The following is a 23,169-nucleotide window of genomic DNA, read 5'->3' as shown; positions in this document are numbered from 1 at the left end:
GACCGGAGGAACGGAGGACGAAGTGGACTGGGGACAGTTCGGACAGCAGATGGCATCGGCGGCGCGGGATCTGCTGGCTCAGGAGTCGGTCGACGGCACGCTGGAGCGCATCACCGCCTCGGCCATAGATCTGGTGGACGGCTGCGACGCGGCCGGCATCCTCGTGCTCAACGACAAGCAGGTGGAAACCCTCGCCCCCCACCGGCCCCCTCGTCATCGACAGCGACCGGCTCCAGGAGCGACTGGGAGAAGGCCCTTGCTTCAAGGCCGCCGACGGCGACGGCACAGAGCGGGTCTACCGCATCCACGACCTCGCCCGCGAGCAGCGCTGGCCCTCCTACGCCCTCCAGGCCGGCCAGCTCGGGGTAGGCAGCATGATGGGATTCCTGCTGTTCACCGACGACGAGGACCTCGGCGCGCTCAACTTCTACTCCCGCACGCCCGGCGCCTTCACCGCGGACAGTGAAACGGCCGGGCTGCTGCTGGCTTCCCACGCCGCGGTCGCCTTCTCCAGCGCCCGGACCCACGCCCAGATGGAACGGGCCCTTGCCACCCGCCACGTCATCGGCGAGGCCATGGGCATCCTCATGGGCCGCAACCACACCACCGAAGACCAGGCCTTCGACATGCTGCGCCGCTACTCGCAGAGGACCAACATCAAACTCCGTGCGGTCGCCCGCCGGGTCTGCGACGACGGCTGCCTTCGATGACCTCGGTCAAGCGGCTTCCCCGGCTCGATGGCTGAACCGGGGAAGCCTTGGCCAAGCCAGCCCCATGGGATCACTGGGCACGACCTGCCCCTCAAGTCCCCAGCACGACCAAACCCACACCTATTCGAGCCAACCGATGAAATCGCACACAAGCCCTCCGGGCCTGCCCTGAGCCGCCTGGCCTGCCCTGAGCCGTCGGAGCGATGCCGAGGTTCGCGGAGTGGCTTGATGGTCACACCAGGTACCTGAATACTGAAGAAGTGGGCACAGAACCGTCAGACCGGTCAACCTTCAGCGATGTCGTCGGCACGATGGCGGATGCCGCCGGTGAGCGCGACCGTCAAGCCGACGACCGCGAGGCCACCGCCGATGAGCGCGAAACCATCGCCGACGAACGCGAAACCATCGCCGACGAGCGCGAACGCGCGCTGAACGCCCGGGAGGAGCAGACCGACGCACAGGCCCGCCACCTCGGGGAAGCAGCCCCCAGCTTCTTGCAGCGTTCCCGGGAAGCGAACGACAGGGCCCGGGCCCTGCTCGCCGCCAGCGAGGCCCGGCTGGCGCGTGCCGACGCCAACTTGACGCGTGCGGAAGTGCTCGAAGCACGCGAGCAATGGGTCATAGGGCAAGAACTCGCCGTCTCGGACCGGCTGCTCGGCACCACAAGTCCGTCACGCAAGAGCAACCTGGACCTCTACGTGCAGCAACTCCACACGCGCTATCTCACCGCCTCGGCCAATCTGGCCGACGCGCACGACATGGTGGCCCAGCACCACGAACAGCTCGCCCAGAGCGACACGTCGGCCGGCGAAGAACACCGCACCCTCGCCCGGCAGGCCCGCCGGACAGCGCTGCACCTCCGCACGGCCGCCCACCAAACCACCCACCCGGAGGGCAGCGCCCCCTCTGCCGGCCTGCCGCCCGACGCCCGCCCCACGCCGTGAAGTGTCGTGCGTGGACGCCGGGCCCGGCCTGAAGGCAGGGCTGGCGAGTTCACGGTACTCATGCGGCTCGCATGGTGATCGACAAGACGTCGCCTGAGACAACCGGATACATTGCGGGCGTCGGCAGTATGGCTACGTGAAGAGCCGACGGCATGGCTATGTGACGTGAAGAGGGAAAGCGTGACCGACACCAGCGAAGCACGATCCGCGGACGGCTCGGCGCAGGCGACCGAGCAGAACCGGCTGCGCCGCCTGATGCGCTACCTTCCCTTGATCGCTCCCGTGCTGCTGTGGACCGTGCCCTGCTGGGTGCTGTTGCACGCCGGCCAGCGCTGGCCGCTTCCCGTGGCGCTGGGCGGCACCGCCGTGTTCGCCCTGGGTCTGGTCGGCATGCCGCTCGCCATGGCGCGCGGCCACGGCCGCCGTCAGCAGGACCGGGCGGCGATCGTCGGCGACACCCTCCTCGGCGTCGGCTGGGTGCTGTTCACCTGGTCCGTCCTGCTCGGAGTCCTGCTGCGGCTGGCCCTGGTATTGGCCGGCGTCGGTGACGGGCAGAGCCGGGCCCGGATCGTCACCTGGGCGGTCCTCGCCGTAGCTGCCGTGCTGCTGGCCTGGGGGTACGCCGAGGCCCGCCGGGTGCCACGGGTGCGCCGTCTCGACGTACAACTTCCGCGTCTGGGTGCCGGATTGGACGGCACGCGCGTCGCCCTCATCACCGACACGCACTACGGTCCGCTCGACCGCGCCCGGTGGTCGGCGCGGGTCTGCGAGACGGTGAACACCCTGGAGGCCGACCTGGTCTGCCACACCGGCGACATCGCCGACGGCACGGCCCAGCGCCGCCGCGCCCAGGCCGCTCCGCTCGGCACCGTGCGCGCCACCCGGGCCCGGGTGTACGTCACCGGCAACCACGAGTACTACAGCGAGGCCCAGGGCTGGGTCGACCTGATGGACGAGCTGGGCTGGGAGCCGCTGCGCAACCGTCATCTGCTCCTGGAGCGCGGCGGCGACACGCTCGTGGTCGCCGGCGTGGACGACGTCACCGCCGAGTCCTCCGGTCTGGCCGGCCACGGCGCCCACCTCGCCGGAGCCCTGGACGGCGCCGACCCCGACCTGCCGGTCCTGCTCCTGGCCCACCAGCCCAAGTTCATCGACCGGGCCGCGGCGGGCGGCGTGGACCTGCAGCTTTCCGGGCACACCCACGGCGGCCAGATCTGGCCCTTCCACCACCTCGTCCGCATCGACCAGCCCGCCCTCGCCGGTCTCAGCCGCCACGGCGACCGCACCCTGCTCTACACCAGCCGCGGCACCGGGTTCTGGGGACCGCCGTTCCGCGTCTTCGCCCCCAGCGAGATCACTCTGCTCGTGCTCCGCTCCCCACAGCAGCCCACCACGCCCTGACACAGCCACGGTCCGCCCATGCCTCTCCGCGCACAGACATGGGCCCGAGGACTGCGGCCGTGACGACGGGCTCAACGGCAACAGCACGCGACACCCCCGACTCCGCCGCCCTCACGCCCTCCGACCCTCAGCCGTGCCGATGACCTCATGCACGCTCGCCCGAAGGATCTCGTCTCCCTGCGCCTCCCGGACAACGGCGGGGTCGGCGTCCCACTCACAACCCCCCGGCGGACGCAGTTGCAGATATGGGCCTTCGTGGCCCATGACGCGCCCCATGCGCTGCCGCCGCAGGTCGATGACCAAAGTGCCGACGGCGCACTTTTCGATCGCTTCGGGCGCTGTTACCTCACTGGCTTGCTCGTCGCCATAGTTCGACACGTTCGCCCGCTTCCCAGGTGGACCACTCCCCCGGCCGGCACGAGCAGGCGCGGGGATCCTTGTCAGCGTCCACCGTGGCCGCCCGACCGCGATGCGCGCGACGACGCTCAGGACGCCGAAAAGGCGATACGTAGGGCGTCATTTCGGTGTCATTAGTGAGGCTCCGGGACTACCGTGCTCGCATGACCACACCGAACGGCACGCTTCGAGCGGTCCGTATGGGACTGCTCCTCAGCCAAGACGAATTCGCCCGCGCCATCCGTGACGCCGGTGCGCGCGCCGGACAACGGAACGACGCTTCCAAGCGCCTCGTGCAGCGATGGGAGAGCGGCACTACGGCCGCACCACGCCCGGTGTACGCGCGGGCTCTGGAGAGTGTCACGGGCTTGCCGGTCGAGAGCTTGGGGTTCGCCGCCCATGTACCGCACGCGCGCGTCACCGACGACGGCCACGGCGGACACGACCTGGAGGACTCGCCCATCGGAACTCCGGAGGCAAGCGGCTCACCGACTCCACAAGGGTCGCCTCGCGGCAACTACTCCGGGGTGTGGGTGTCGCGCTACGAATTTGTGAGCAGCGGCCGGAACAACGAGGTCTTCACCGGCAAGCATCACGTCGTGCTCCTCCAGCACGGCAACCGGCTCACGGCCCGCAGCCTGCCGAACGCGTCACTCAACCCGAACAGTCCTCTCACCCTTGATCTCCAGGTCGAAGGCAGCGCGGTGACAGGGACCTGGCAAGAGGAGACCGCTCGCGACGGCTACTACCAGGGAGCCCGCTACTTCGGGGCGCTCCAGATGCTGGTCGACCCGACGGGCCGCCGGACGAGCGGCAAGTGGGTCGGTTTCGGCCGCGACTACGAGATCAACTCAGGGCCTTGGGAACTACGGCTCATGGACGCGTCCACCAACAAGGCGACTCTGGACGCGTACAACCGTCCACCGGAATGAACCCCCACCACCATCCGACGGGCTAGCAGCAAACACCCGCCCGTTCAATCAAGGCGAGAACGGCGCCGCGTTTCAGATCGTGCGTCGTAGTACCGTCTCCACCGCGTCGATCAGCGGGTCGCCCTCGGTTCGTGGGTGGCGTACCAGGCCGAGTTCGATGTCCGGCAGCGCGGGCAGAAGGCCCGTGTCGTGGCCGACCATGGACGGTTCGAGGTTCGTCGGCATGAGTGCCGCCACGCCGAGTCCGGCCCGCAGCGCGGCGAGCACGCCGACCAGGCTGTTGCTTTCGAACGCCACCCGCCAGCTGCGGCCGGCTCCTTCGAGTGCCTCCATCACCGATGTGCGCCAGGTACACGTCCCCGAGAACAGCACCACCGGCAGCGGATCGGCGCTCACGTCCACGCCCGGGCCGATCCCCCAGGCCAGCGGGCGACGCACCGTCCACCGCAACGGCCCGGGAACACCCGGCACTTCGTCGAGCACGAGTTGGACGCGGCCCGCCTCATAGGCCTCCCGCATCTCGGCGGTGGAACAGCTCACCACCTCCAGCGTGGCCCCGGGGTGCAGCCGCGCGAGGTCGGCCAATGCCTGGGGCAGCTGGGAGGCGGCGAGGTCTTCGAGCAGCCCGACGCCGCAACGCCCGGTCAGCGCGCGCCCGGTGTCGGTGAGGGCCTGGGCGCAGAGCGAGAGGATGCGTTCGGCGTACGGCAAGAGCTCCTCCCCCGCCCGGGTGGGCGAGACGCCGGACGGCGAGCGGTAGAGCAGCGGCCGGCCGACGGCCCTCTCCAGCTTGCGCACCTGCTGGCTGAGTGCGGGCTGGGTCTGTCCCACGGCGGTCGCGGCACGGCTGATGCTGCCCGCCCGCACGACGGTGACGAAGGAGCGCAGCAACGCGGTCTCAAGGTCTCGGGGCATAAACATTGATTATGGCAGCTCCAGCGAATTAACCACTTCCTATGCCGCGGCGGCGAATCTACCGTCACCTGGGTGACCCGATATCGACAGGTACTCGCCGTGCCGGGGATGGCATCGCTGCTCGGCGTCTCGTTCCTCGCCCGTGCCGCCATCACGGCCGACGTGATGGCGCTGACGATGTATGTCGTGCTCGGCCTGGACATGAGTTACGCGGCTGCCGGCGGGGTCGCGGCGACCCTGACCACCGGGCTGGCGCTGGGCGGGCCGCTGCTCGGCCGCCTGATCGACCGGCGCGGCCTGCGAACGGTCCTGTCGGTGACGATCGCGGTGCAGGCAGCGTTCTGGCTGAGCCTGCCGCTCATGCCGTACGGAATCCTCCTGGGCGCCGCTTTCGTGGCGGGCCTGCTGATGGTGCCGGCCCAGCCCGTGACACGGCAGGCGATCGCCGCGATGACGACCCAGGGACAGCGCCGCGCGGCGTTCGCGCTCGAATCGGTGCAGGGCGAACTGTCGTACGTCGTGGGCCCGCCGATCGTGATCCTCTGCGCGGCGACGATGTCCCCCGGCGTGATGGCCTGGGCGGTCGGCGCCGCGCTCGTGGCGGGCGGTGCGGGCATCGCCCTGCTCGATCCGCCGCTGCGCGCGAAGCATGAGGCGGCCGCCGCCGAACGTCAGGGCCGTCCGCGGCGCCGGGAGTGGCTGGGCCCGCACATGGTCGCCATGCTCCTGATGGCGTTCGGCATCACGGTGTTGCTCAGCGGCGTCGACCTGGCCATCATCGCCACTCTCGAAGAATCGGGCCAAGTGTCCTGGGCCGCCGTCGTCGTGGCGACCTACGGCGTGGCCTCCGTCGTCGGCGGGCTGGTCTACGGCGTGCTCTCCCGGGCGGTGCCCACGTGGCTGCTGCTCGGCCTGCTCGGACTCGCGACCCTCCCCGCAGGGCTGGCCCACGAGGCTCCTTGGCTGTGCGCGGCCGTCGCGGGTGCCGGGCTGCTCACCGCGCCGACCCTCTCCACGGTGGCCGACGCGGTGATCCGGCTCGCGCCCGCCGGCGTGCGCGGCGAGGCCACCGGTCTTCAGTCATCGGCGCTGTGCGCGGGCTTCGCGCTCGGCACCCCGGTGGTCGGAATGGCCGTCGACGCCTCGGTGCCGGCGGCCGGCTTCGCGGCGGCCGGGCTGGCCGGGCTCGTGGCCGCGGCGGTCGGAGGCCTGCTGCCCCGCTGCTTCCCCGCCAGGGCCCGTGCTCAACTGGGCGATGCCGGCCCCTCCACGGCGGTCGATCCCCAGCCCAGCGCGGCCGGCGACCGGCCCGCGGCCTGAGTCACGGCACGGCGCACGAGCCACGGCACTCAGGCCGGCGTAAACCCCAAGGTCGGCATTTGGGGGAATCAGCGTGTCCGCGGCGCGGATGGGGCGTTGACCAGCGCAGGCGCCAACAAAGCGGGGTGCTCCGGCCTCGCGAGGTCTGTTGAGGCTGGTTTGGCGCCTTCCGGCTGAACGAACCCAAGGAGAAAGAAGTATGTCTGCCATGAAGAAGACGATGAGCGTGGTGCTGGCGACCGGTGGCCTCGTGATGGGCGCCGCTGGTCTCGCATCCGCCGACGCCGGCGCCCAGGGTGCTGCCGTGGGCTCGCCGGGCGTGCTCTCGGGCAACCAGGCGCAGGTCCCGGTCCACATCCCGGTGAACGTGTGCGGCAACACCGTCAACGTCATCGGCCTGCTGAACCCGGCCTTCGGCAACACCTGCGTCAACAGCTGACCAGCTGGATCGCACCGTGGTAGAGCCTGCCGGCTCGACACGACCTGAGTGAGCGTGCCACCGACCCTCCTTTTCGGTGGCGCGCTCGCTTGTTTCAGGGGACCGGCTCAGCCGACGCTGACCGCGGTGACCTCGTACACGGCCGCGGAACTCATCGACAGTCCGCGGCAGGTGAGTTGACTCGGCGGTGTGCGGTGAGAGCGCACCTCGACGTCGACCACCGCCGGGTGGGGCGGACGGCCGGTGATGCGGATGCGCCAGCAGTTGTCGTCGCGGTGGGTGCCGACGACCGTGTAGTCGTGCCGGCCCGCCGGGCCGAAGCGTTGGAGCACGGCTGCCACGGCCGCCTGCTGGGGCGGGAACAGATCCGTGTATCCGCGCAGGTGGTCCGCGTGGATCCGGTCGGCCAGATGCCCTTCGACCGCCGTCACCGCCGAGACGGCGTCGAGATTTCCGTAGTAGACCCCGTCAGGCGCGACCACGACGTTGGCGGCGAACCTGTCACCCCCGATGTGGGTGCACTCCCACACCTGGTGCGGCCAGCGTTCGCTCAGGGCCCGTCCCACGGGTCTGCCGCGCACCGCGCAGCACGTGTCGTGCTGGCCATGGGCGCAGACGAGGACCACGGGCGGGCCGCCGGTCTCGCCGGGGCGGTCCAGGGCGCCGACGATCCCCGCCAGATCCTGGTCGCGGCTCCACGTGCCCCACTCCTGGCGGTGGCCGCCGGAGTCGTCGTGGCGCAGCACGGCCCAGCGCCTGTGGCCTGCGGCGCTGTGGCGTCCGTGTCTCCTGATCAGCAGGATGCGGGCCCGCACGGCATGGGCGGCGGTGAACACGGCTGCTTTGGTCCGCGGGTCGAGGTCGAGGCCGTCGAAGCCGTTGGGCGGCCAGCCGCCCCGGTACTCGACGAGCACCCAGACCGAGCCGTAGGGGGCCGTGCCCGCCAGTGAGTCGCCTCGTGCCCGCGCGGCGTCGGCGCAGAAGAAGCGTTCTGCCGCGGTCACCGTGGCCACGTCACTGTTCCGCGGGCACCAGTACGCCCGCGCGCAGCAGTCTCGCGACGAGTTCGACGCCCAGTTCGCCGGCGGCCCGGACCTCGCCGTCCAGCAGGCGGGTCACCGACGCCAGGTCGGTCTCGGCGAAGTCGAGCCAGCCCACGCGCGTGGTCAGGCGCGAGCCTTCCAGCCGTGCCGCCAGCTCCCCGCGCAGCCGCACCGGCGAGTGCGGCCCCAGGCCGTCCGCGGCCTTGAGCTGGGCCAGCGGCCCCAGCGGCGCGGGGCGTCCCTGGCCACGCCGGGTGCGGTGGAACTGCGGGGCGGGGTCGGCCTCGGTGAGGGCGGCGACGAGACGGTCGCGGACGAGGTCGATGTCGCCGTGCGGACCGTCCAGGCCCAGCGGCAAGGTGGTGCGCATCTGCGGGTCCTCGCGCAAGGCCGTGAGCGCGGCCTGGGCGAGCTGCTCGGCCAGCGTGTAGCGCGTCCAGGTGTGGATGCCCAGCGTCAGATGGATCGAGACCTCGCCCTGCGCCCGGGCGGCGTGCAGCCAGCCCCGCGGCAGATAGAGGACGTCTCCGGGTTCGAGAACGGTGTCGATGTACGCCTCGCCCCGCGCCGCCTCGGCGACCGCCACCCGGCGGTCGGTCCACGGCTGGTCGCGCAGGGGGTCGGGGTGGACGGGCTCATGGATGAGCCAGCGCTTGGTGCCGCTGATCTGGAGGACGAAGACGTCGTGGACGTCGTAGTGGTCGTCGAATCCGCGGTTCTGCGGTGGGGTGACGTAGGCATTGGCCTGCACCGGATGGCCCAGTTCCGTGCTCAGCCGGGCGGTGAAGTCCGCGACCGGGCCCCACGTGCGCTGCAACGCCTGGAGAACCAGGGTGGCGCCGTCGGCGAACAGGCGCCACAGAGCGGTGTCGTCCAGTTGGTCGCCGATGGTGGCACCGACGCCTGCGGGCGAGGTGAAGGACGCGTCGGGCAGGGTGGAGCCGTCCTTGGCGACGCGCAAGAAGGGCGTTCGCAGCCCTCGGCGCGCGATCAGTTCGTCCACGGCGTCGGCGGAGAACAGATCGGAGAAGTCGCTCGCGCCCCGGGTGAGCAGCGCGGTGCGCGCCCAGAAGTCGCGGGCGAAGTCGTCCCGGCTCAGGCCGGTCAGCCGTGTCTCCAGGACGCCGACGCCTGGGGCGGCGCCGACGTCCCGGAGCTCAGTCGGGGGGATGCTCAAGAGCCGCTGTCGGACGAGCCGGCCCCGCCGTCGGCGCCACCGTCGTGGACGCCGGGCGTGCCCGCCGCGCCACCGTCCGCGGGACCCTCGGCCCCACCGTCGGCGCCACCGTCCTGGACGCCCGGCGTACCGGCCGCACCGCCGTCCGCGGGACCCTCGGCCCCACCGTCGGCGCCACCGTCGTGGACACCGGGCGTGCCCGCCGCGCCACCGTCCGCGGGACCCTCGGCCCCACCGTCGGCGCCACCGTCGTGGACGCCCGGTGTGCCCGCCGCACCGCCGTCCGCAGGGCCCTCGTTCTGGTTCGGATCCTGCTCGGGGTTGGTCATCGTTCCTCCTGCGAATCGAACAGCTGGGATGGGCAGGGCACACTCTCCAGAGCCCTCTCTGCTCTCACCAAGCTCGCTCACGCAAAACTGGTCGGCAACCTGGGCGGTCGCGGCCGGTCATGATGGCTCTGTGGCGACAGAAGACACGCAGTACACCGAGGACGGCCATTTCATCGTCATCAAGGGGCGACGCTGGCGGGCCACCGACCCCCTCGTGCCCGACGAGGTGGCCAAGCGGCTGACCCACCATCTGATGGCGGCACGCCGTGCCGTGGGCGCCTCGGGCGACGACGAGGACGCGCGGAAAGCGGCCCGAGCGCGCGTGCAGCTCGCCAAGACGGGGCTGGGAGAGCGCGGTACGGCCTGGTGGGAGCAGAGCCCGGCGCAACGGCGGGAGCGCTGGCAGGACTGCTTGCGCCAACTGGACGCGCTGGAAGCCGAGGCGCGGTCCTGAGAGTGTCGCGGATTGTCCTGGCGACGGGCCGGGCCATCGAGCAGGCGACTCGACGGGGCAGCCAAACGGGCGGACGCGCTCCGGCGAGAGCCGGTCGCGCGGTCCGCCCGCGTCAGGTCAGGCGTCATCCATGACGATGACCCGTGAGCTCACCAGTTGTAGACGATGTCCCCGTTGCTGTTGACCATCTTGAACGAGCCGTCCCCCTGGTCGATCACACATCCGTAACCGCCGTCTCCGGTCTCCCCGCAGAAGGTGGCGGCACTGGCCGGACCCGCCATGGCGATCCCGCCGCCCACGAGGACGCCGACGGCCGCGAGGCCGACGGCGAGCCGCCTGGCCCGCTTGCGGCGCGGCGTGGTGGTGGTGTTGCTCCGTCGCATGACTAACTCCCTGCTGCCGGTGGGCTGTCGATCGGCAGGGGTTCGGAGCCGCCGCGCGGCCGGATTGGGTTCGAGGGCGCATGCGGTGGGCCTTTCGTGCGCGCCGCACCCGGCGACGCGCACGCCTGCTCAGCCGGAGGGCTCGTCCGGGACCGGCTTCTCCGGGTGACTCTCCATGGCCCGGGATTCGCCGCGCCGGGCGGTGCCGCCCTCGTCCGTGTCGGGGACCTTGGCCGCCTCGCCGCTGTCGGGCTTGCCGTCACTCTTGCTGTTGCTCTTGCTGTTGCTCTTGGAGTTGTCGTCGGCCTGGCCCACGTCCAGATCCCAGGCGTCCGGCTCGCCCGTCGCCTGCTGGTCGGGAAGATCCCGGGGGATGGGCGTGCTGCCGTCCTCGCCGGGGGAAGCCGGAATCCGGTCGTCGCTCACGATGTCTCCGTACGTTGTCGGGCGGCCCGGGCGTTCATGTCCCTGACCCGTCGGTTCTTGGCTCGACCAGGTACCCGCGGACGACGCGACGACACGTCGCGACGGTGCTGACCGGGCTGACCGAGATGACTGGGCTGGCAACCCGTCGTGCGATGCGGCCGCACCTCCGCGGACGGCCTGCTCCCCCGTACCGGAAGCACCCGCCCCGTGTCTGACACACCCACTACCGGGTAACCGGGAGTCACCCGGACCGCCTGCGCACAGTCACCGCTGGGAGAGCCATGAGAGATTCCGCCCCCGCACAGGCCGGCTCGACCCAGCCCGCCCTGCACCATCCGCGCACGGCCCGCGCGTTGGCCCGTCACCGTGGCCGCTCCCTGCGCTGGCTGGCCGTCGGCGTCCTCATGACGATCGTGTTCGGCGGCGCGGCCCGGACCGGGTCGCACCGCGGCATCGAGTGGCTGAAGAACGTGGGCAGTCCCCTGCTCGCCGCCGGTCTCGTGTGCCTGGCGCTGGGAGTGTGCGGACTGTACGCGAACGCCCGGATGCGTCAGAGCCTGAAAACAGGTCCATGGCTGACCCGTCGTGCCCACCAGTTCCCGCCCAGCCGCCTGAAGGGTGTCGGCCTCGTCCTGCTCGACCCTTCCGGCGCGCTGTGCCCGCTGCTCATCCTGGCGACTCGTCAGCGCCATCAGCGTGCTCTGACGGGGTCCGAGGACACGTTGTGGTGGTGTCCGGGACCCACAGGCCGCGGCGTCCTCGTCCGCCCCGAGGGGGACGAACTGCTCTACGTGCGAAGGCCCTTCACCGCCTGGGGCCGCAGAACCCGCATCGAAGACGCCACGAGAGCCGGGCTCGGCGCATAGCCGCTCAGTCGCGCCCCAAGCCGTCCGCCGAGCACTCCCCTGCACCATCCATCCACCCAACGGCATCCCCAACGCGGCCTGCCTGAGGGCGACTTAATGGGGTACCGGGAGAGGCATGCCACGAAACCTCTTCGATCCCGAGAATCTCGTCCAGCCCTCCTCGGCCCCCGGGCTCACGCAAGAGAACCCCATGGCGGTCCGCTACACCGTCAAGGGTGAGGCGCGTGCCCGGCAAGGAACGATGGTCGCCTGGCGCGGCTCCCTGGAGTTCGAGCGGCAGGGCCAGGGCGTGGGCAACTTCCTCAAGCGCGCGGTGACCGGCGAGGGCCTGGCCCTGATGACGGTCAGCGGTGAGGGCGAGGCGTGGTTCGCGTCCGACGCGGCGCACTGTTTCCTCGTCGACGTGGACGACAACCGCGGCCTCACGGTCAACGGCAAGAACATCCTGTGCTTCGACGCCTCGCTCGACTACGACATCACCACGGTCAAGGGCGCGGGCATGGCCGGCGGCGGCCTGTTCAACTGCACCTTCGCCGGCACCGGCCGGCTGGCCATGACCAGCGGGGGCATCCCGCTGGTGCTGCCGGTGACCCCGGACGCGCCCGTCCACGTGGACACCGACGCCGTCGTCGCCTGGAGCCCGCACCTGCGCCCCTCGCTGCACCGCTCGCAGAGCGTCGGTTCGATGGTGAAGGGCGGCTCGGGCGAGGCCGTGCAGCTGAAGCTGGAGGGCGAGGGCGTCGTGGTGGTCAACCCCGGCGAGCCCAAGCCGGTCCCCGCATCCTGACGTCCCGAGCCACCCTCCCGTACACCTGTTGCCCCTCCCCGCCGCCCCGTCGTACAGCTGCCGCCCCCTCATCGCCGCCCCGTAGTACAGCTGCCGCCCCCTCATCGCCGCCTTGTGCGCCGAGCCGGTACGAAGCCCGGATCTTCGTGTCTTCTGCCAGTACGGGGGCGCGCCGGGCCTCGTAGAGACTGCCGGGCAAGAGCCGCGGCACCATCCGGCGACGGGGCCGCGGCCAAGGGCACGGCGAGGAGGGCGGCACCATGAGCGCGCAGCAACAGTACGACGAGATCGGTGAGGCGTACGAGGGCTTCAAGTCACTGCCGCTGGAGCAGTACGCGGTGGTACCCAGCTTCCTGGGAATGGTCGGCGACGTCCGCGGCAGATCGGTTCTCGACCTGGCCTCCGGCACCGGCTTCTACAGCCGGGAGTTCAAACGGCGCGGCGCCACCGACGTGCTGGGCATCGACATCTCCGGCGAGATGGTCGCGGTGGCCCGGCAGTTGGAGGAGCGCGATCCGCTGGGGGTGCGCTACCAGGTCGGCGATGTGGCCGAACTGCGGCCTCTGGGAACCCGTTTCGACATCACGCTGGCCGTTCAGCTGCTCAACTACGCCTCGGACATCGCCACGACGGAACGCATGTGCCGTAACATCCGCCGGAACATGAAGCCGGGCGGCGAACTGTTCCTGCTCAATCAGTCGCCCGACTTCCGGTTCGAGGGGCCGGGCCCGGACAAGTACGGCTTCCGCAGCGTGCTCACCGGCGCCGAGGTCGAGACGGGCCCACAGGTCAGGACCACGGCTCTGCTCGATCCGGCGCCGGTCTCGTTCGTGGCCAACCTGCCGCGCCGCGACGTCTACGACAAGTGCCTGGGGGCGGCCGGATTCCGTGACCTGACGTGGGTGCCGCTCACGGTGTCGCAGGCCGGCCTGCGCGAGTTCGGCGCGGAGCACTGGGCCGACTTCCGGGACAACCCCCCGCTGGAGATGCTGCGCTGCCGCGCCTGACCGCGCCAAAAAGGGGTGGGCCCGGCCGTCCCAGGCCGGGCCCACCCCTCGGACGCGTGCGCCACCGCCCGTGGCGCCGCGTCGGTCTGTGCCGCTCGCATCTCTCACATGGAGCAGGTGCGCGCGGTGCGCATCACCAGCGGTACCAGCGGCCCTTGCGGCCGCCGCCCGCAGCGGGGCGGATCACGAAACCGAGCAGCCACACCACCAGCACGATGACCGCGATCCACCACAACGCCTTCAGGGCGAAACCCGCACCGAAGAGAAGCAGAGCCAGAAGAAGCACCAGAATCAGGGGAACCATTGTTATCAACCTCCAGAGCACCGGATGCTCTCGGAGCCACCCCATAAACACATAAAAGTCATGTTTTCTTCACTGGTCGCGGGGAACGGGACCGCACCCCGGAGTACCCCCTTCCGCTCCAGCCATGCGCGCGCCCCCGGCATCGGACGGCCGCTGGATCCGATCGCGGTGATGATGTTTGCCGGGGCGCCCGAGCGGCCAGGCGGACTGACAGCACATGACGTCGACGCCAAGGGAGCGTGAGCGGAGCATGACCGCCAACGAGAAGGCCAAGGCGAAGTTCGAGCAGGCCACCGGCGCCGCCGCGGCAGCCGCCGGACGCGCCGTGGGCAACGAAAGCCTCACCGCCAAGGGCCGCGCCCAGCAGATGAAGGGCGACGCGCGCGAGGCCAAGGAGAAGACCAAGGACGTCGGCAAGCACTGACGATCCCGTCGCGACATGCCGCTGGGCGGCCCCGTACCAAGGGGCCGCCCAGCGGCATGTCCGGGCGCGGGCCATGGATCACGGCCACCCGAGGGGCGAGATCAGGTCAGGCGCCACAGATGGTCGGCCGTGCCGTTGTCCTCGAACTGCACGACCTGCGCGCTGTCGGCCGTCGACATGCCGTCCACCCCCAGGACCTTGCCGCTGTGCCGGTTGCGGAGCAGGAACCAGCCCTCACCCTTGTCGACCGTCTCCCAGCGCAGATGCGCCGCTCCGTCGTCCGTGAACTGAACGGCCCTGGCCGAGTCCGCCGTCGAGGCGTTCTCGATGCCGAGCACTTTGCCGCTGTATCCGTTGCGCAGCGTGTACCACCCCTGGCCCCGGTCGATGAGCTGCCACGCGTGGTCGCCGGTACCGGAGTTGTCGAACTGGACCACGCGCCCGCCGTCGTCCAGGGACATGTGGTCGACCGCGAGGACCTTGCCGCTGTGCCGGTTCTCGATCCGCCGGTAGCGCGGTTCGGGCGTCCACGGGCGGCCGTCGGCGCTCGCGGTGGGAAACGCGGTGACGCGCAGGCGTGCCGCGCCCATCGGGATGAGCGTGACGTCCTCCTGCGCGCCCGTGGCGCGGGCCGGGCCCCGCTGGAGGGGCGCGACCACGTGTTCGTCGTCCGCGACCCACTCCGCAAGGCGCCGGGCGCGCGCCCGGATGCGCACCGGAACGCCCTCGTGCGTGAACGGGTCGCCCTTCAGCGGCCCGGCATCGGCGGTGAAGGCCAGGTCGTCTTCCGGGTCGGGGGCGAGCACGTAGTTCCACGGGGTGGTGGCGTGCACCGCTTGGTGCGGGAAGGCGTCGGTGCCCGCGTAGCGCTCGTAGGACTCGCCGATGCGCAGGGAGTACGTCAGGGGGCCGTGGTCGACGCTGACCGCGCCGCTCCTCCAGGTGCGCACGGTGGTGCGCTGCGGCAGCCGCAGCGTGACGCGGTCGCCGGTGCGCCAGGTCCGCTCGACCTCGGCGAAGGCCGGCCCGTCCGGGGCCTGCCAACGGCTGCCGTTGACGGAGAGCCGGGGTTTGTCGCACCAGCCGGGGATGCGCAGCCGCAGCGGGAAGCGGACCGGCTTGTCCGTGGTCAGGGTGAGGGTGACGGTCTCCTTGAAGGGGTAGTCGGTGTCCTCGGTGAGGGTGACGGACGTGCCGTCGCCGACCTTCGCCGTCACCCGGCACGGCGCGTACATCGCCGCCGCCAGGCCGCGGTCCGGGGTCGCCAGCCACAACTCCTCGGTGAAGTAGGGCCAGCCCATGCCGTAGTTGTGCGGACAGCAGCGGTATTGGTCGACGCCCGGCTGGAAGGCCTGCATCGCGAAGCCGTTCTGGAACTGGCCCTGGGTCTTGCGGGTGTTGTCGAGGTCGATGCCGTTGGCGCTGGTGACGTAGTGGACGCCGGAGCCGGCGGGGTCACTCGCCGCGGGCAGCATGTTGAAGGCCAGTTCCTCGCACAGGTCGGCCCAGACCGGGTCGCCGGTGATCCGGGTGAGGAGTTCGTGGCTGGCCATGAACTCCACGATGCCGCAGGTCTCGAAGCCCTGGCGGGGGTCGCCGAAGCCCGGACGCGCGTTCTCGTCCCCCGCGAAGCCGCCGCCGGGGAACTGCCCGTACGTGCCGATCGCGGTCGCGTAGTTGCGATACGTCGCCCGGGTGTGGGCCGCCTGGCCGGAGCGCAGGGCGTACTGGGCGGGCTCGCGGAAGCCCTGTGCCACGTTGACGTTGTGCCAGTCGGCGACGCCGCCGGCCCAGTCCACGCCGTGGGTGTGCATCTTGTCGGCGAGGTCGAGCAGGAAGCTCTCCTGGGTGCGGTTGTAGAGCCAGAAGACGACGTCCAGACCGTCGCCCCAGCGCTTGGAGACCCAGCTGGAGTCGAAGGCGCCGGGCCCCTGGGCGTTCATGAAGCGCAGGAACCGCAGCAGGAACGGCACGATCCGCTCGTCCCCGGTGAACTCCTCGTGCGAGCGCAGCGCCTGGAACAGGGGCAGGTAGGGCCAGAAGTCCGGGCCGCCGTTCAGCTGGGTGCGCAGCCTTCTCGGGCCGCAGAAGCCGTCCGCCTCCTGGGTGGCGATGATCGCGTCGATCCACCGGCGGCTCTCCGCCAGAGCGGCGCGGTCCCCGGTGAGGGCGGCCAGGTCGACGTACCCCCGCAGCCAGTACGTCACCTCCTCCCATCCCGCCTTGTCCGGGTGCACCCAGCCCGAGTCGTCGAACGCGAGGAAGTGGGAGATCTCCGCGTACCGCCCGAACAGCCCGCCCAGCAGGAGGTCGAGCTGGCCGCGCAGCCAGCCGCGGGCGGTGACACTGCCCACCGGGAGCTTCTGGAACGCGGTGGGGGCCAGGGGCGCGGCGTTCGGGCCGTACAGGCCGCCGCGCGCCGGGGTCGCCGCGTGGGCCGTCGGGCCGGTGAGCGCGATCGCCCCGCCGGCCGCGCCGAGGGTGAGCGCACCGGAGCTCAGAAGGAAGTGGCGTCGGTCGAGCTGCGTCATGAAAACCGTCCCGTCGTGGCCGTTGTTCCGCTGGTGGCTGCCGCACAGAGCGCTTTATAACGTTGTAAATCTGCGGCACACATGATCTCGATGACTCAAGGGCGACAGAAGCAGGGGCAGTTGGCATCCCAGCACCGCGTGACAGCGTTGTCCAGAGGGAGGGACGGGATGGCTGGGTTCATCGGTGCCGCCGGGGGTTGTCACCAGTCGTGCACGGTGCCGTCCTGGAGTCGGTTGACCGGCAGGTAGGCCGCTGCGTAGGGGTGGGCGGCCGCCAGCTCCTCGTCCAGTTCCACGCCGAGACCGGGAACCTCGCCCGGATGCAGATGGCCGTCCCTGAACGTGTAGGCGTGCCGGAAGACCTCGTTTGTGAGGCGACTGTGGCCCGAGTACTCCTGGATCCCGAAGTTGTGCACGGCCAGGTCCAGGTGCAGGGCCGCCGCCATCCCCACCGGGGAGATGTCCTCGGGACCGTGCACCGCGCTCTTGACCTGGTACTGCGCGGCGAAGTCGAGCAGCTTGCGCAGCGGCGTGACGCCCCCGAAGTGGGTGACCGCCGACCGCACGTAGTCGATCAGCTGCTCGATGATCAGGGTCTGGTAGTCGAAGACGGTGTTGAAGACCTCACCGACGGCCAGGGGTGTCGAGGTGCGCCGACGCACCAGGCGCAGGGCCTCCTGGTTCTCGGTCGGCGTGCAGTCCTCCAGCCAGAACGGCCGGTACGGTTCGAGGTCCTTGCCGAGCCGGGCCGCCTGGATCGGGGTGAGCCGGTGGTGCGCGTCGTGCAGCAGCGGGAGTTCGGCGCCGAACTCCGCGCGGACCGCTTCGAAGACGGTGGGGGTGTGGCGGAGGTAGGCGTCGGTGTCCCAGTCCTCCACGAGGGGGCGGGCCTGCTGGTGCAGGACGGGATCGCCGCCGTCGCCGGTGGAGTGCACGCCGTACACGGCCTTGAGTCCGGGGATGCCGGACTGGATGCGCACGGCGGGGTAGCCCTCGGCGAGCCGGGCCCGCACGGAGTCGAGGAGTTCGGGCAGGTCGCGGCCGTTCGCGTGCCCGTAGGTGCGGATGCGCTCGCGGCTGGCGCCGCCGAGGAGCTGGTAGAGCGGCAGGCCCGCGGCCTTGGCCTTGATGTCCCACAGGGCGACGTCGACGGCGGCGATCGCGGCCATGGTGACGGGGCCGCGCCGCCAGTAGGCCCCGCGGTACAGGTACTGCCAGGTGTCCTCGATCCGGTGTGCGTCGCGTCCGGTCAGAAGCGGCAGCACATGATCGGTGAGATAGCTGACGACGGCCAGTTCCCTGCCGTTGAGGGTGGCGTCGCCCAGGCCGGTCAGGCCGTCGTCGGTCGTCAGCTTCAGGGTGACGAAGTTGCGTCCCGGGCTTGTGACGACGACCTTCGCGTCCACGATCTTCATGCGCGTGCTCTTTCCGATGTGCGGCGGGTGCGGCGGGCGGGCGTGGCGGGGCCACCGGCTCAACCAACCATGAACGGCCGCTCCGGGTCAGCCTGTTCGCCCTCTCGCTCCGTTCGTCTCGCGCACCCGGCCCGTACGCTCCTCCCCCGTGGGCGCACCTGACGCCCCGCTCCCCCGCATCTCACTCCTGCGGGGGATGGCCGATCACCGCAGGGGCGGTGAGCCTGGGGGCAACGGCCCGCGCACCGCGCCGACGGTGCCCGCATCACGCGGACCGGCGGGCCCTGACGACGAAGGCGGATCCGTATGCGCAGGGCGAACGCGACGAGGAAGAAGCTGTCGGTGCTGTTCGTGGCGGTGGCCGCGGCCACCGCCACCGGGCTGCCGGCCGCCACGGCACAGGCGGCCGACGGCTACGACCGATGTCCCGACGGCTCCTACTGCATGTTCTCGGGCCTCGACGGCACCGGCGACATGATCACCCTCAGGGGAAGCACCCCGGACCTCGCGGCGCTGGGCATGGACGACCGGGCCAAGTCGGACTGGAACCGGACGTCGTCGACCATCTACCTCTGGTCCGAGGCGAACTACGGCGGCTGTACGGTCGTGACCTCCGCCGGCCCCACGGGCAAGGGGAACTTCTTCCCCGCCTACCGGGACTTCCTCAGTTCGGTGCGCTTCGACGGGCCGGGCGGGCCGAGCTGCGGCACGCCCCCCGGTGAGGGCGGCTGAGCGCCTCACCCGAGGCGCAATGCCGACTGTTCGAACCCAGGGCTTCCCCGCCTCCTCACGGGCGGGGAGCGTCCTGCGGCCAAGTCTCCGGACGCCAGAGGCCGGCGCGCCGCAGGGACTGCGAGCAGTGCAGGAAGATCTCGTCTATGTCGACGACCACGGCCAGCCGGGGGCGCTGGTTCTTGACGGTCATGGCGTCGAAGAACGGGGCGTCCGTCAGGATCCGGGCCCGGCCGTTGACGCGCAGGATCTCGGTGCTGCCCGGCACCAGGTGGAGCAGGCCCACGTGCGGGTTCTCCAGGATGTTGCGGAAGCTGTCGCCGCGCCGGTTGCCCGGGCGGTCGGGCAGGGCGATGGTGCGCGCGTCGAGGACGTGGACGAAGCCCGGTGCGTCGCCCCGCGGGGAGGTGTCGCAGTTGCCCCCCGCGTCCGAGGTGGAGATGAGGCAGAACGAGGAGCGGGCCAGGATCGCCAGATCGTCCGCCGTCAGTTCGCCGTGGACCTTGTCGATGACGATCGGGTGCGGCTCGCCGAGCAACTCGGTCAGCTCGGCGTCCGAGCCGAGCTCCTGCCAGGTGTGCGGCGCCGTGGCGATACCGCCCGACGGCGGAACGGTTGCGGGGGTCGCGGCGTCGGGCACAGGGGTTCCTCGGAGGTCGGCGAGCAGGGCGGATCGGCGGACGAGCAGACTGCCGAGCGAGCAAGTTAGGCTCACCTTACTGGACCGCCGAACCGGGGCCGCAGGTGCCCCCTGTTGAACCACGGGTCAGTGGGGCCGTTGGCTGCGGACCGTGCACCTGCCTACTTTTGACGCATGGACAACGTGTCGCGTGAACTCGTCGTGCCGGACGGCACCAACCCGCTGTGCCGGCTCACGCTGGAGCAACTGCGTCGGCGTACGAGCATGAAGTGGCGAACCTACCCGCAGGACGTGCTGCCGCTGTGGGTGGCCGAGATGGACGTGCCCCTGGCCGAGCCGGTCGCCGAGGCGATCACCCAGGCCGTGGCGCTCGGCGACACCGGCTACCCCGCCGGGACGGCCTACGCAGAGGCGCTGGCCGCGTTCGCCCGCAAGCGGTGGAACTGGGACGGAATCGCCGTCGAGCGCACGGCCATCGTGCCCGACGTGATGCTCGGCATCGTCGAGATGCTCAAGCTGGTCTCCGCGGCCGGTGACCCGGTCATCGTCAACTCGCCGGTCTACCCGCCCTTCTACCAGTTCGTGGGGAACCTGGGCCGGCCCGTCGTCGAGGCGCCGCTGGGTCCGGACCTGCGGATCGACTTCGCCGTCCTTGAGGACGCGTTCCGGCGCGCGGCCCAGGCCGCCGACCGGCCGGTGTACCTGCTGTGCAGCCCGCACAATCCGACCGGGACCGTGCACACCGCCGCCGAAATGACTCAGGTCGCGCGCCTCGCGCGGGAGCACGGCGTGCGGGTGGTGGTGGACGAGATCCATGCCCCGATCGTGGCGGCGGGCGTGTCCTTCGTGCCCTTCTTGAGCCTGCCCGGGGCGGAGAAGGGGCTGTCACTCATGTCGGCGTCCAAGGCCTGGAACCTGGCCGGCATCAAGGCCGCACTCGCCGTCGCGGGACCCGAAGCAGCCGCCGACCTCGCCCGCATCCCCGAAGAGGTCAGCCACGGGCCGAGCCATCTGGGCATCATCGCCCACACGGCGGCCCTGCGCGACGGCGGCGACTGGCTCGACGCCCTGCTGCGCGGGCTCGACGACAACCGCCGGCTGCTCGCCTCGCTGCTGGCCGAGCACCTGCCCGCCGTCGGCCACACACCCGCGCAGGGCACCTTCCTGGCCTGGCTGGACTGCCGGGAACTGGGCCTGGGCCCCGACCCGGCGAAGGCCTTTCTCGAGCGCGGCCGCGTCGCTTTGAACTCCGGGAGCACCTTTGGCACAGGCGGCGAGGGCTTCGTCCGGCTCAACCTGGCGGCCTCCCCGGACGTCCTCACCGAGGCGGTCGGGCGCATGGCTTCGACGGTCGCCTGACAACGTTCTCCGAACCCCAATTCCCATGACCGGGTAACTCCCCTATGGCACATGCCTTCCGCCGTAGGTCCCGATGCGAGAGCCATGTCAATTTCGAACGCGAGATCGACACAATGTGCTTCTGTGGGTCAGTTTTCATTTCATGCATTCGTCGGCCGATGCAAGAACGTAGCCTTCATTGCCCACACATGAGTTACTGCTGTGGCAGGTTGGGCAGCCAACACTCAGAGGTGCACCATGTGTGCCCCCCATCAGGAGTGCTCAGTCGTGAGCACGACCCGCCAACCGCACGACCGCGTGCGCTCACGAAAAGGTCACCGCAATGTCAGACGTTCAGTCGGAAACTGCCGGAGTGCAGGCCCAATACGCCACCCGCGTAGCCGCGGACTTGGAGACCAACAGCAAGGAACAAGAACGCCTCGGGGCCGAGATGGCCGCGCTGCAGGAACAACTGCACGCACTTCAGAACGACCACGCGGTGTTGCTCAGCATGCAGCAGGCATTGGGCACCCCCGGCACCACCGCCGCGCAGCCGGCCGCCGCCAAGAAGGCGCCGAGCCGCGCGTCAACGGGCAAGAAGGCGGTGCCCGCACCGCGGACAAGTGCGAACAGTTCGCGTGCGGCCCGAACGAAGAAGGCTGCGGCCGCCAAGGCCAAGGACAGCTCCAAGCCCAAGGAGAAGGCAGCCAAGTCCGCTCCCAAGTCCACCCCCAAGGCAGCGGCGAAGAAGTCCGCCGAGCCGACGGCCGGACCCACTCTCGTCGAGCTCATCGACAGCCACCTCAGCCAGCAGAGCGAACCGCGCTCGGCCGCCGAGATCACCACCGCACTCGCCCAGGACCGCCCGGACCGCACCATCAAGACCACCGTCGTGCGCACCACGGTCGAGGGCTTGGTCGCCAAGGGCCGCGCCCACCGCACCAAGCAGGGTTCCTCGGTCTTCTACACCGCGGCCGCCCCGGCGGAAGCCACCGCTGCCGCACCGCAGTCGGAGAACGCCGCCGTCTGAACCAGCCGGCACCGCCCACAGGTGCCCGCTGCGATCGAGCCGGTGCACGAGGCGTTCGTGTACTGAGATGGGGTTCGGCGCTGTCCACCGGTCACCGGTGGACAGCGCCCCACCCAGGCCGTCAGCGGCGCACTCGTGCGCGCCGCACGAGATCCACCGCCGCGCCCGGCCACCTCTCGTGCTCGAAGACGAAGCCTTCTTCGAGCAGTCGGCCCGGGACGACGCGGCGGCTCTTGAGGAGCAGTTCGGTGTCCGTGCGCAGCGCGAAGGCACCGATCTCCGCCATCCACTTGGTGGCGGGCAGCCCCACACGGACCCCCGCCGCGGCCCGCAGGTCACGTATGAACGCGCGGTGCGGGAGCGGGCCGGGTGCGCAGAGGTTCACCGCGCCCGCGACGTCCTCGCGGGCGATCAGGAACTCCACCGCGCGCACGAAGTCCCGGTCGTGGATCCACGACAGGTACTGCGCCCCGCCCGCCACCGGACCGCCGAGGCCCAGGCGGACCATCCGCAGGAGCACGTCGAAGACACCGCCCCGGTCCGGACTCATGACCATCGCGGCGCGCAGCGCCACCTTGCGGGTGTGCGGGGTGCCGGCCTCCTGCTGGGCGCGCTCCCAGTTCTTGGCGATCCGGACGCTGTACTCCCAGTAGTCGGGCACCCCGGTCTCCGTACCGCCGATGACACCGCTCGCCTCGTCGTGGGGCGCGTCGAAACGGTGCGCGTAGATCGTGGCGGTGCTCATCTGGAGCCACAGCTGCGGCGGTTTCGCCGCGGCGGCGATGGCCGCGCCGACGACCTCGGCCGACCGCACACGTGAGTCCATCATGTCCCGCAGATTGGCCTCGGTGTAGCGGCAGCTCACGCTGCGCCCCGCCAGATTGACCACGACATCACTGCCGTCGACCTCCTGCGACCACGGGCCCAGTGTCCGTCCGTCCCAGGCCACTTGGCGGGCCCGCACGGGGTTCCTCGTCAGGACGACGACCTGATGCCCGGCAACGGTCAACGCCCGCTCCAGCACGGCCCCCACCTGACCGGTGCCTCCCGCCAGCACTACCTTCATCGCGCTTCCCCCTCGGTCGAACGACCACTCCCCGAACGGGAGCCTAGACCTGCCCCCACCGGCGCATCCGCCCGGGACCCCGCCGGTCACGCACCTGCCCCACCTCCGCCTCAGTGCTGGATGAGGCCGCCGGATGACTCGCCCCGATGAGTTCCTGCCG

The 23,169-nt window shown here is 70.8% G+C and carries 24 protein-coding genes and 1 pseudogene; 14 read left to right on the top strand and 11 right to left on the bottom strand.

What is annotated here, in order from left to right; translation table 11 throughout:
* Window positions 1–49 precede the first annotated feature (49 nt).
* From QBL25_RS39835 to QBL25_RS39820, 4 genes and pseudogenes are all read left to right on the top strand, one after another.
* A pseudogene (locus tag QBL25_RS39835) lies at window positions 50–710 on the top strand (GAF and ANTAR domain-containing protein).
* A gap of 260 nt (window positions 711–970) precedes the next feature.
* On the top strand, window positions 971–1,654 hold the full coding sequence (locus QBL25_RS39830; protein WP_409061841.1) for a hypothetical protein: 684 nt from the start codon (window positions 971–973) through the stop codon (window positions 1,652–1,654).
* 180 nt (window positions 1,655–1,834) lie between these two features.
* Window positions 1,835–3,055: a metallophosphoesterase gene (locus QBL25_RS39825; RefSeq protein ID WP_409061840.1), complete on the top strand. Its 1,221-nt coding sequence runs from the start codon at window positions 1,835–1,837 to the stop codon at window positions 3,053–3,055.
* 560 nt (window positions 3,056–3,615) lie between these two features.
* Window positions 3,616–4,383: a helix-turn-helix domain-containing protein gene (locus QBL25_RS39820; protein ID WP_409061839.1), complete on the top strand. Its 768-nt coding sequence runs from the start codon at window positions 3,616–3,618 to the stop codon at window positions 4,381–4,383.
* Between the two features lie 72 nt (window positions 4,384–4,455).
* Here the strand turns inward: QBL25_RS39820 and QBL25_RS39815 are convergent, their stop codons facing one another.
* The gene (locus QBL25_RS39815; protein ID WP_409061838.1) at window positions 4,456–5,298 is read right to left on the bottom strand and encodes a LysR family transcriptional regulator; all 843 of its coding nucleotides are present in this window, start codon (window positions 5,296–5,298) and stop codon (window positions 4,456–4,458) included.
* Window positions 5,299–5,370: 72 nt separating this feature from the next.
* On the opposite strand from QBL25_RS39815, the gene QBL25_RS39810 reads away from it, so the two are divergent.
* Both QBL25_RS39810 and QBL25_RS39805 read left to right on the top strand, forming a co-directional pair.
* A complete protein-coding gene (locus QBL25_RS39810; protein ID WP_409061837.1) occupies window positions 5,371–6,618 on the top strand; it encodes an MFS transporter in 1,248 nt (415 codons plus the stop codon).
* 208 nt (window positions 6,619–6,826) lie between these two features.
* Window positions 6,827–7,057, top strand: a complete 231-nt coding sequence (locus QBL25_RS39805) for a chaplin (protein ID WP_409062944.1) — start codon at window positions 6,827–6,829, stop codon at window positions 7,055–7,057.
* Window positions 7,058–7,164: 107 nt separating this feature from the next.
* Here the strand turns inward: QBL25_RS39805 and QBL25_RS39800 are convergent, their stop codons facing one another.
* From QBL25_RS39800 to QBL25_RS39790, 3 genes are read right to left on the bottom strand one after another with little or no spacing between them, the layout of a single operon-like run.
* Complete coding sequence (locus QBL25_RS39800) at window positions 7,165–8,061, bottom strand: sucrase ferredoxin (RefSeq protein WP_409062943.1); 897 nt, start codon at window positions 8,059–8,061, stop codon at window positions 7,165–7,167.
* Window positions 8,062–8,071: 10 nt separating this feature from the next.
* On the bottom strand, window positions 8,072–9,277 hold the full coding sequence (locus tag QBL25_RS39795; RefSeq protein ID WP_409061836.1) for a cupin domain-containing protein: 1,206 nt from the start codon (window positions 9,275–9,277) through the stop codon (window positions 8,072–8,074).
* The gene (locus QBL25_RS39790) at window positions 9,274–9,606 is read right to left on the bottom strand and encodes a BatC protein (protein ID WP_409061835.1); all 333 of its coding nucleotides are present in this window, start codon (window positions 9,604–9,606) and stop codon (window positions 9,274–9,276) included. Before QBL25_RS39790 ends, QBL25_RS39795 begins: the two co-directional genes overlap by 4 nt.
* 130 nt (window positions 9,607–9,736) lie before the next feature.
* Here QBL25_RS39790 and QBL25_RS39785 point away from each other — a divergent pair, with 130 nt between their 5' ends.
* Window positions 9,737–10,060, top strand: coding sequence for a hypothetical protein (locus QBL25_RS39785; protein ID WP_409061834.1), 324 nt, complete (start codon window positions 9,737–9,739; stop codon window positions 10,058–10,060).
* Window positions 10,061–10,209: 149 nt separating this feature from the next.
* Here the strand turns inward: QBL25_RS39785 and QBL25_RS39780 are convergent, their stop codons facing one another.
* Both QBL25_RS39780 and QBL25_RS39775 read right to left on the bottom strand, forming a co-directional pair.
* Complete coding sequence (locus tag QBL25_RS39780) at window positions 10,210–10,443, bottom strand: hypothetical protein (protein WP_409061833.1); 234 nt, start codon at window positions 10,441–10,443, stop codon at window positions 10,210–10,212.
* Between the two features lie 129 nt (window positions 10,444–10,572).
* Entirely contained in the window at window positions 10,573–10,869 is a 297-nt protein-coding gene (locus QBL25_RS39775) for a hypothetical protein (protein WP_409061832.1), read from the bottom strand.
* A gap of 281 nt (window positions 10,870–11,150) precedes the next feature.
* Between QBL25_RS39775 and QBL25_RS39770 the strand changes: the two genes are divergently transcribed.
* The 3 genes from QBL25_RS39770 (at window position 11,151) to QBL25_RS39760 (ending at window position 13,529) form a co-directional block, all read left to right on the top strand.
* Window positions 11,151–11,735, top strand: a complete 585-nt coding sequence (locus QBL25_RS39770) for a hypothetical protein (protein WP_409061831.1) — start codon at window positions 11,151–11,153, stop codon at window positions 11,733–11,735.
* 115 nt (window positions 11,736–11,850) lie between these two features.
* The gene (locus QBL25_RS39765) at window positions 11,851–12,522 is read left to right on the top strand and encodes an AIM24 family protein (RefSeq protein ID WP_409061830.1); all 672 of its coding nucleotides are present in this window, start codon (window positions 11,851–11,853) and stop codon (window positions 12,520–12,522) included.
* A gap of 260 nt (window positions 12,523–12,782) precedes the next feature.
* Window positions 12,783–13,529, top strand: a complete 747-nt coding sequence (locus tag QBL25_RS39760) for a class I SAM-dependent methyltransferase (RefSeq protein ID WP_409061829.1) — start codon at window positions 12,783–12,785, stop codon at window positions 13,527–13,529.
* Between the two features lie 133 nt (window positions 13,530–13,662).
* Here QBL25_RS39760 and QBL25_RS39755 read toward each other — a convergent pair whose 3' ends face one another.
* Complete coding sequence (locus QBL25_RS39755) at window positions 13,663–13,833, bottom strand: hydrophobic protein (protein WP_351158101.1); 171 nt, start codon at window positions 13,831–13,833, stop codon at window positions 13,663–13,665.
* A gap of 250 nt (window positions 13,834–14,083) precedes the next feature.
* Between QBL25_RS39755 and QBL25_RS39750 the strand changes: the two genes are divergently transcribed.
* A complete protein-coding gene (locus QBL25_RS39750; protein WP_409061828.1) occupies window positions 14,084–14,257 on the top strand; it encodes a CsbD family protein in 174 nt (57 codons plus the stop codon).
* A gap of 101 nt (window positions 14,258–14,358) precedes the next feature.
* Here QBL25_RS39750 and QBL25_RS39745 read toward each other — a convergent pair whose 3' ends face one another.
* Window positions 14,359–16,788 (bottom strand): RICIN domain-containing protein, encoded by a 2,430-nt coding sequence (locus QBL25_RS39745; RefSeq protein ID WP_409061827.1) that lies wholly within the window; start codon window positions 16,786–16,788, stop codon window positions 14,359–14,361.
* Between the two features lie 200 nt (window positions 16,789–16,988).
* Window positions 16,989–18,203 carry a D-mannonate dehydratase ManD gene (manD, locus tag QBL25_RS39740; RefSeq protein ID WP_409061826.1) on the bottom strand — a complete coding sequence of 405 codons (1,215 nt, stop codon included), beginning with the start codon at window positions 18,201–18,203 and terminating at the stop codon, window positions 16,989–16,991.
* 306 nt (window positions 18,204–18,509) lie between these two features.
* Here manD and QBL25_RS39735 point away from each other — a divergent pair, with 306 nt between their 5' ends.
* The gene (locus QBL25_RS39735) at window positions 18,510–18,935 is read left to right on the top strand and encodes a peptidase inhibitor family I36 protein (RefSeq protein ID WP_409061825.1); all 426 of its coding nucleotides are present in this window, start codon (window positions 18,510–18,512) and stop codon (window positions 18,933–18,935) included.
* A 55-nt stretch (window positions 18,936–18,990) separates the two neighbouring features.
* On the opposite strand, the gene QBL25_RS39730 is transcribed toward QBL25_RS39735, so the two are convergent.
* Window positions 18,991–19,575, bottom strand: coding sequence for an MSMEG_1061 family FMN-dependent PPOX-type flavoprotein (locus QBL25_RS39730; RefSeq protein WP_409061824.1), 585 nt, complete (start codon window positions 19,573–19,575; stop codon window positions 18,991–18,993).
* A 174-nt stretch (window positions 19,576–19,749) separates the two neighbouring features.
* Here QBL25_RS39730 and QBL25_RS39725 point away from each other — a divergent pair, with 174 nt between their 5' ends.
* On the top strand, window positions 19,750–20,934 hold the full coding sequence (locus QBL25_RS39725) for a MalY/PatB family protein (RefSeq protein ID WP_409061823.1): 1,185 nt from the start codon (window positions 19,750–19,752) through the stop codon (window positions 20,932–20,934).
* A 352-nt stretch (window positions 20,935–21,286) separates the two neighbouring features.
* Entirely contained in the window at window positions 21,287–21,943 is a 657-nt protein-coding gene (locus QBL25_RS39720; RefSeq protein ID WP_409061822.1) for a hypothetical protein, read from the top strand.
* A 121-nt stretch (window positions 21,944–22,064) separates the two neighbouring features.
* Here QBL25_RS39720 and QBL25_RS39715 read toward each other — a convergent pair whose 3' ends face one another.
* Window positions 22,065–23,009 (bottom strand): epimerase, encoded by a 945-nt coding sequence (locus QBL25_RS39715; protein ID WP_409061821.1) that lies wholly within the window; start codon window positions 23,007–23,009, stop codon window positions 22,065–22,067.
* Between the last annotated feature and the right edge of the window lie 160 nt (window positions 23,010–23,169).

Origin of the sequence: Streptomyces sp. SYP-A7185 (assembly GCF_046103685.1) — a bacterium.
Classification (GTDB): domain Bacteria; phylum Actinomycetota; class Actinomycetes; order Streptomycetales; family Streptomycetaceae; genus Streptomyces.
The sequence above is the reverse complement of the archived record's forward strand: the minus strand, read 5'-3'. Positions and strand labels throughout refer to the sequence as shown.

Bases quoted from the DNA above. Each gene is read 5' to 3' on its own strand.
- QBL25_RS39760 (WP_409061829.1), top strand. From the start codon at position 12,783: ATGAGCGCGCAGCAACAGTACGACGAGATCGGTGAGGCGTACGAGGGC.
- QBL25_RS39790 (WP_409061835.1), bottom strand. From the start codon at position 9,606: ATGACCAACCCCGAGCAGGATCCGAACCAGAACGAGGGCCCTGCGGAC.
- QBL25_RS39735 (WP_409061825.1), top strand. From the start codon at position 18,510: ATGCGCAGGGCGAACGCGACGAGGAAGAAGCTGTCGGTGCTGTTCGTG.
- QBL25_RS39745 (WP_409061827.1), bottom strand. From the start codon at position 16,788: ATGACGCAGCTCGACCGACGCCACTTCCTTCTGAGCTCCGGTGCGCTC.
- manD (WP_409061826.1), bottom strand. From the start codon at position 18,203: ATGAAGATCGTGGACGCGAAGGTCGTCGTCACAAGCCCGGGACGCAAC.
- QBL25_RS39770 (WP_409061831.1), top strand. From the start codon at position 11,151: ATGAGAGATTCCGCCCCCGCACAGGCCGGCTCGACCCAGCCCGCCCTG.
- QBL25_RS39750 (WP_409061828.1), top strand. From the start codon at position 14,084: ATGACCGCCAACGAGAAGGCCAAGGCGAAGTTCGAGCAGGCCACCGGC.
- QBL25_RS39815 (WP_409061838.1), bottom strand. From the start codon at position 5,298: ATGCCCCGAGACCTTGAGACCGCGTTGCTGCGCTCCTTCGTCACCGTC.
- QBL25_RS39725 (WP_409061823.1), top strand. From the start codon at position 19,750: ATGGACAACGTGTCGCGTGAACTCGTCGTGCCGGACGGCACCAACCCG.
- QBL25_RS39805 (WP_409062944.1), top strand. From the start codon at position 6,827: ATGAAGAAGACGATGAGCGTGGTGCTGGCGACCGGTGGCCTCGTGATG.
- QBL25_RS39780 (WP_409061833.1), bottom strand. From the start codon at position 10,443: ATGCGACGGAGCAACACCACCACCACGCCGCGCCGCAAGCGGGCCAGG.
- QBL25_RS39715 (WP_409061821.1), bottom strand. From the start codon at position 23,009: ATGAAGGTAGTGCTGGCGGGAGGCACCGGTCAGGTGGGGGCCGTGCTG.
- QBL25_RS39755 (WP_351158101.1), bottom strand. From the start codon at position 13,833: ATGGTTCCCCTGATTCTGGTGCTTCTTCTGGCTCTGCTTCTCTTCGGT.
- QBL25_RS39820 (WP_409061839.1), top strand. From the start codon at position 3,616: ATGACCACACCGAACGGCACGCTTCGAGCGGTCCGTATGGGACTGCTC.
- QBL25_RS39765 (WP_409061830.1), top strand. From the start codon at position 11,851: ATGCCACGAAACCTCTTCGATCCCGAGAATCTCGTCCAGCCCTCCTCG.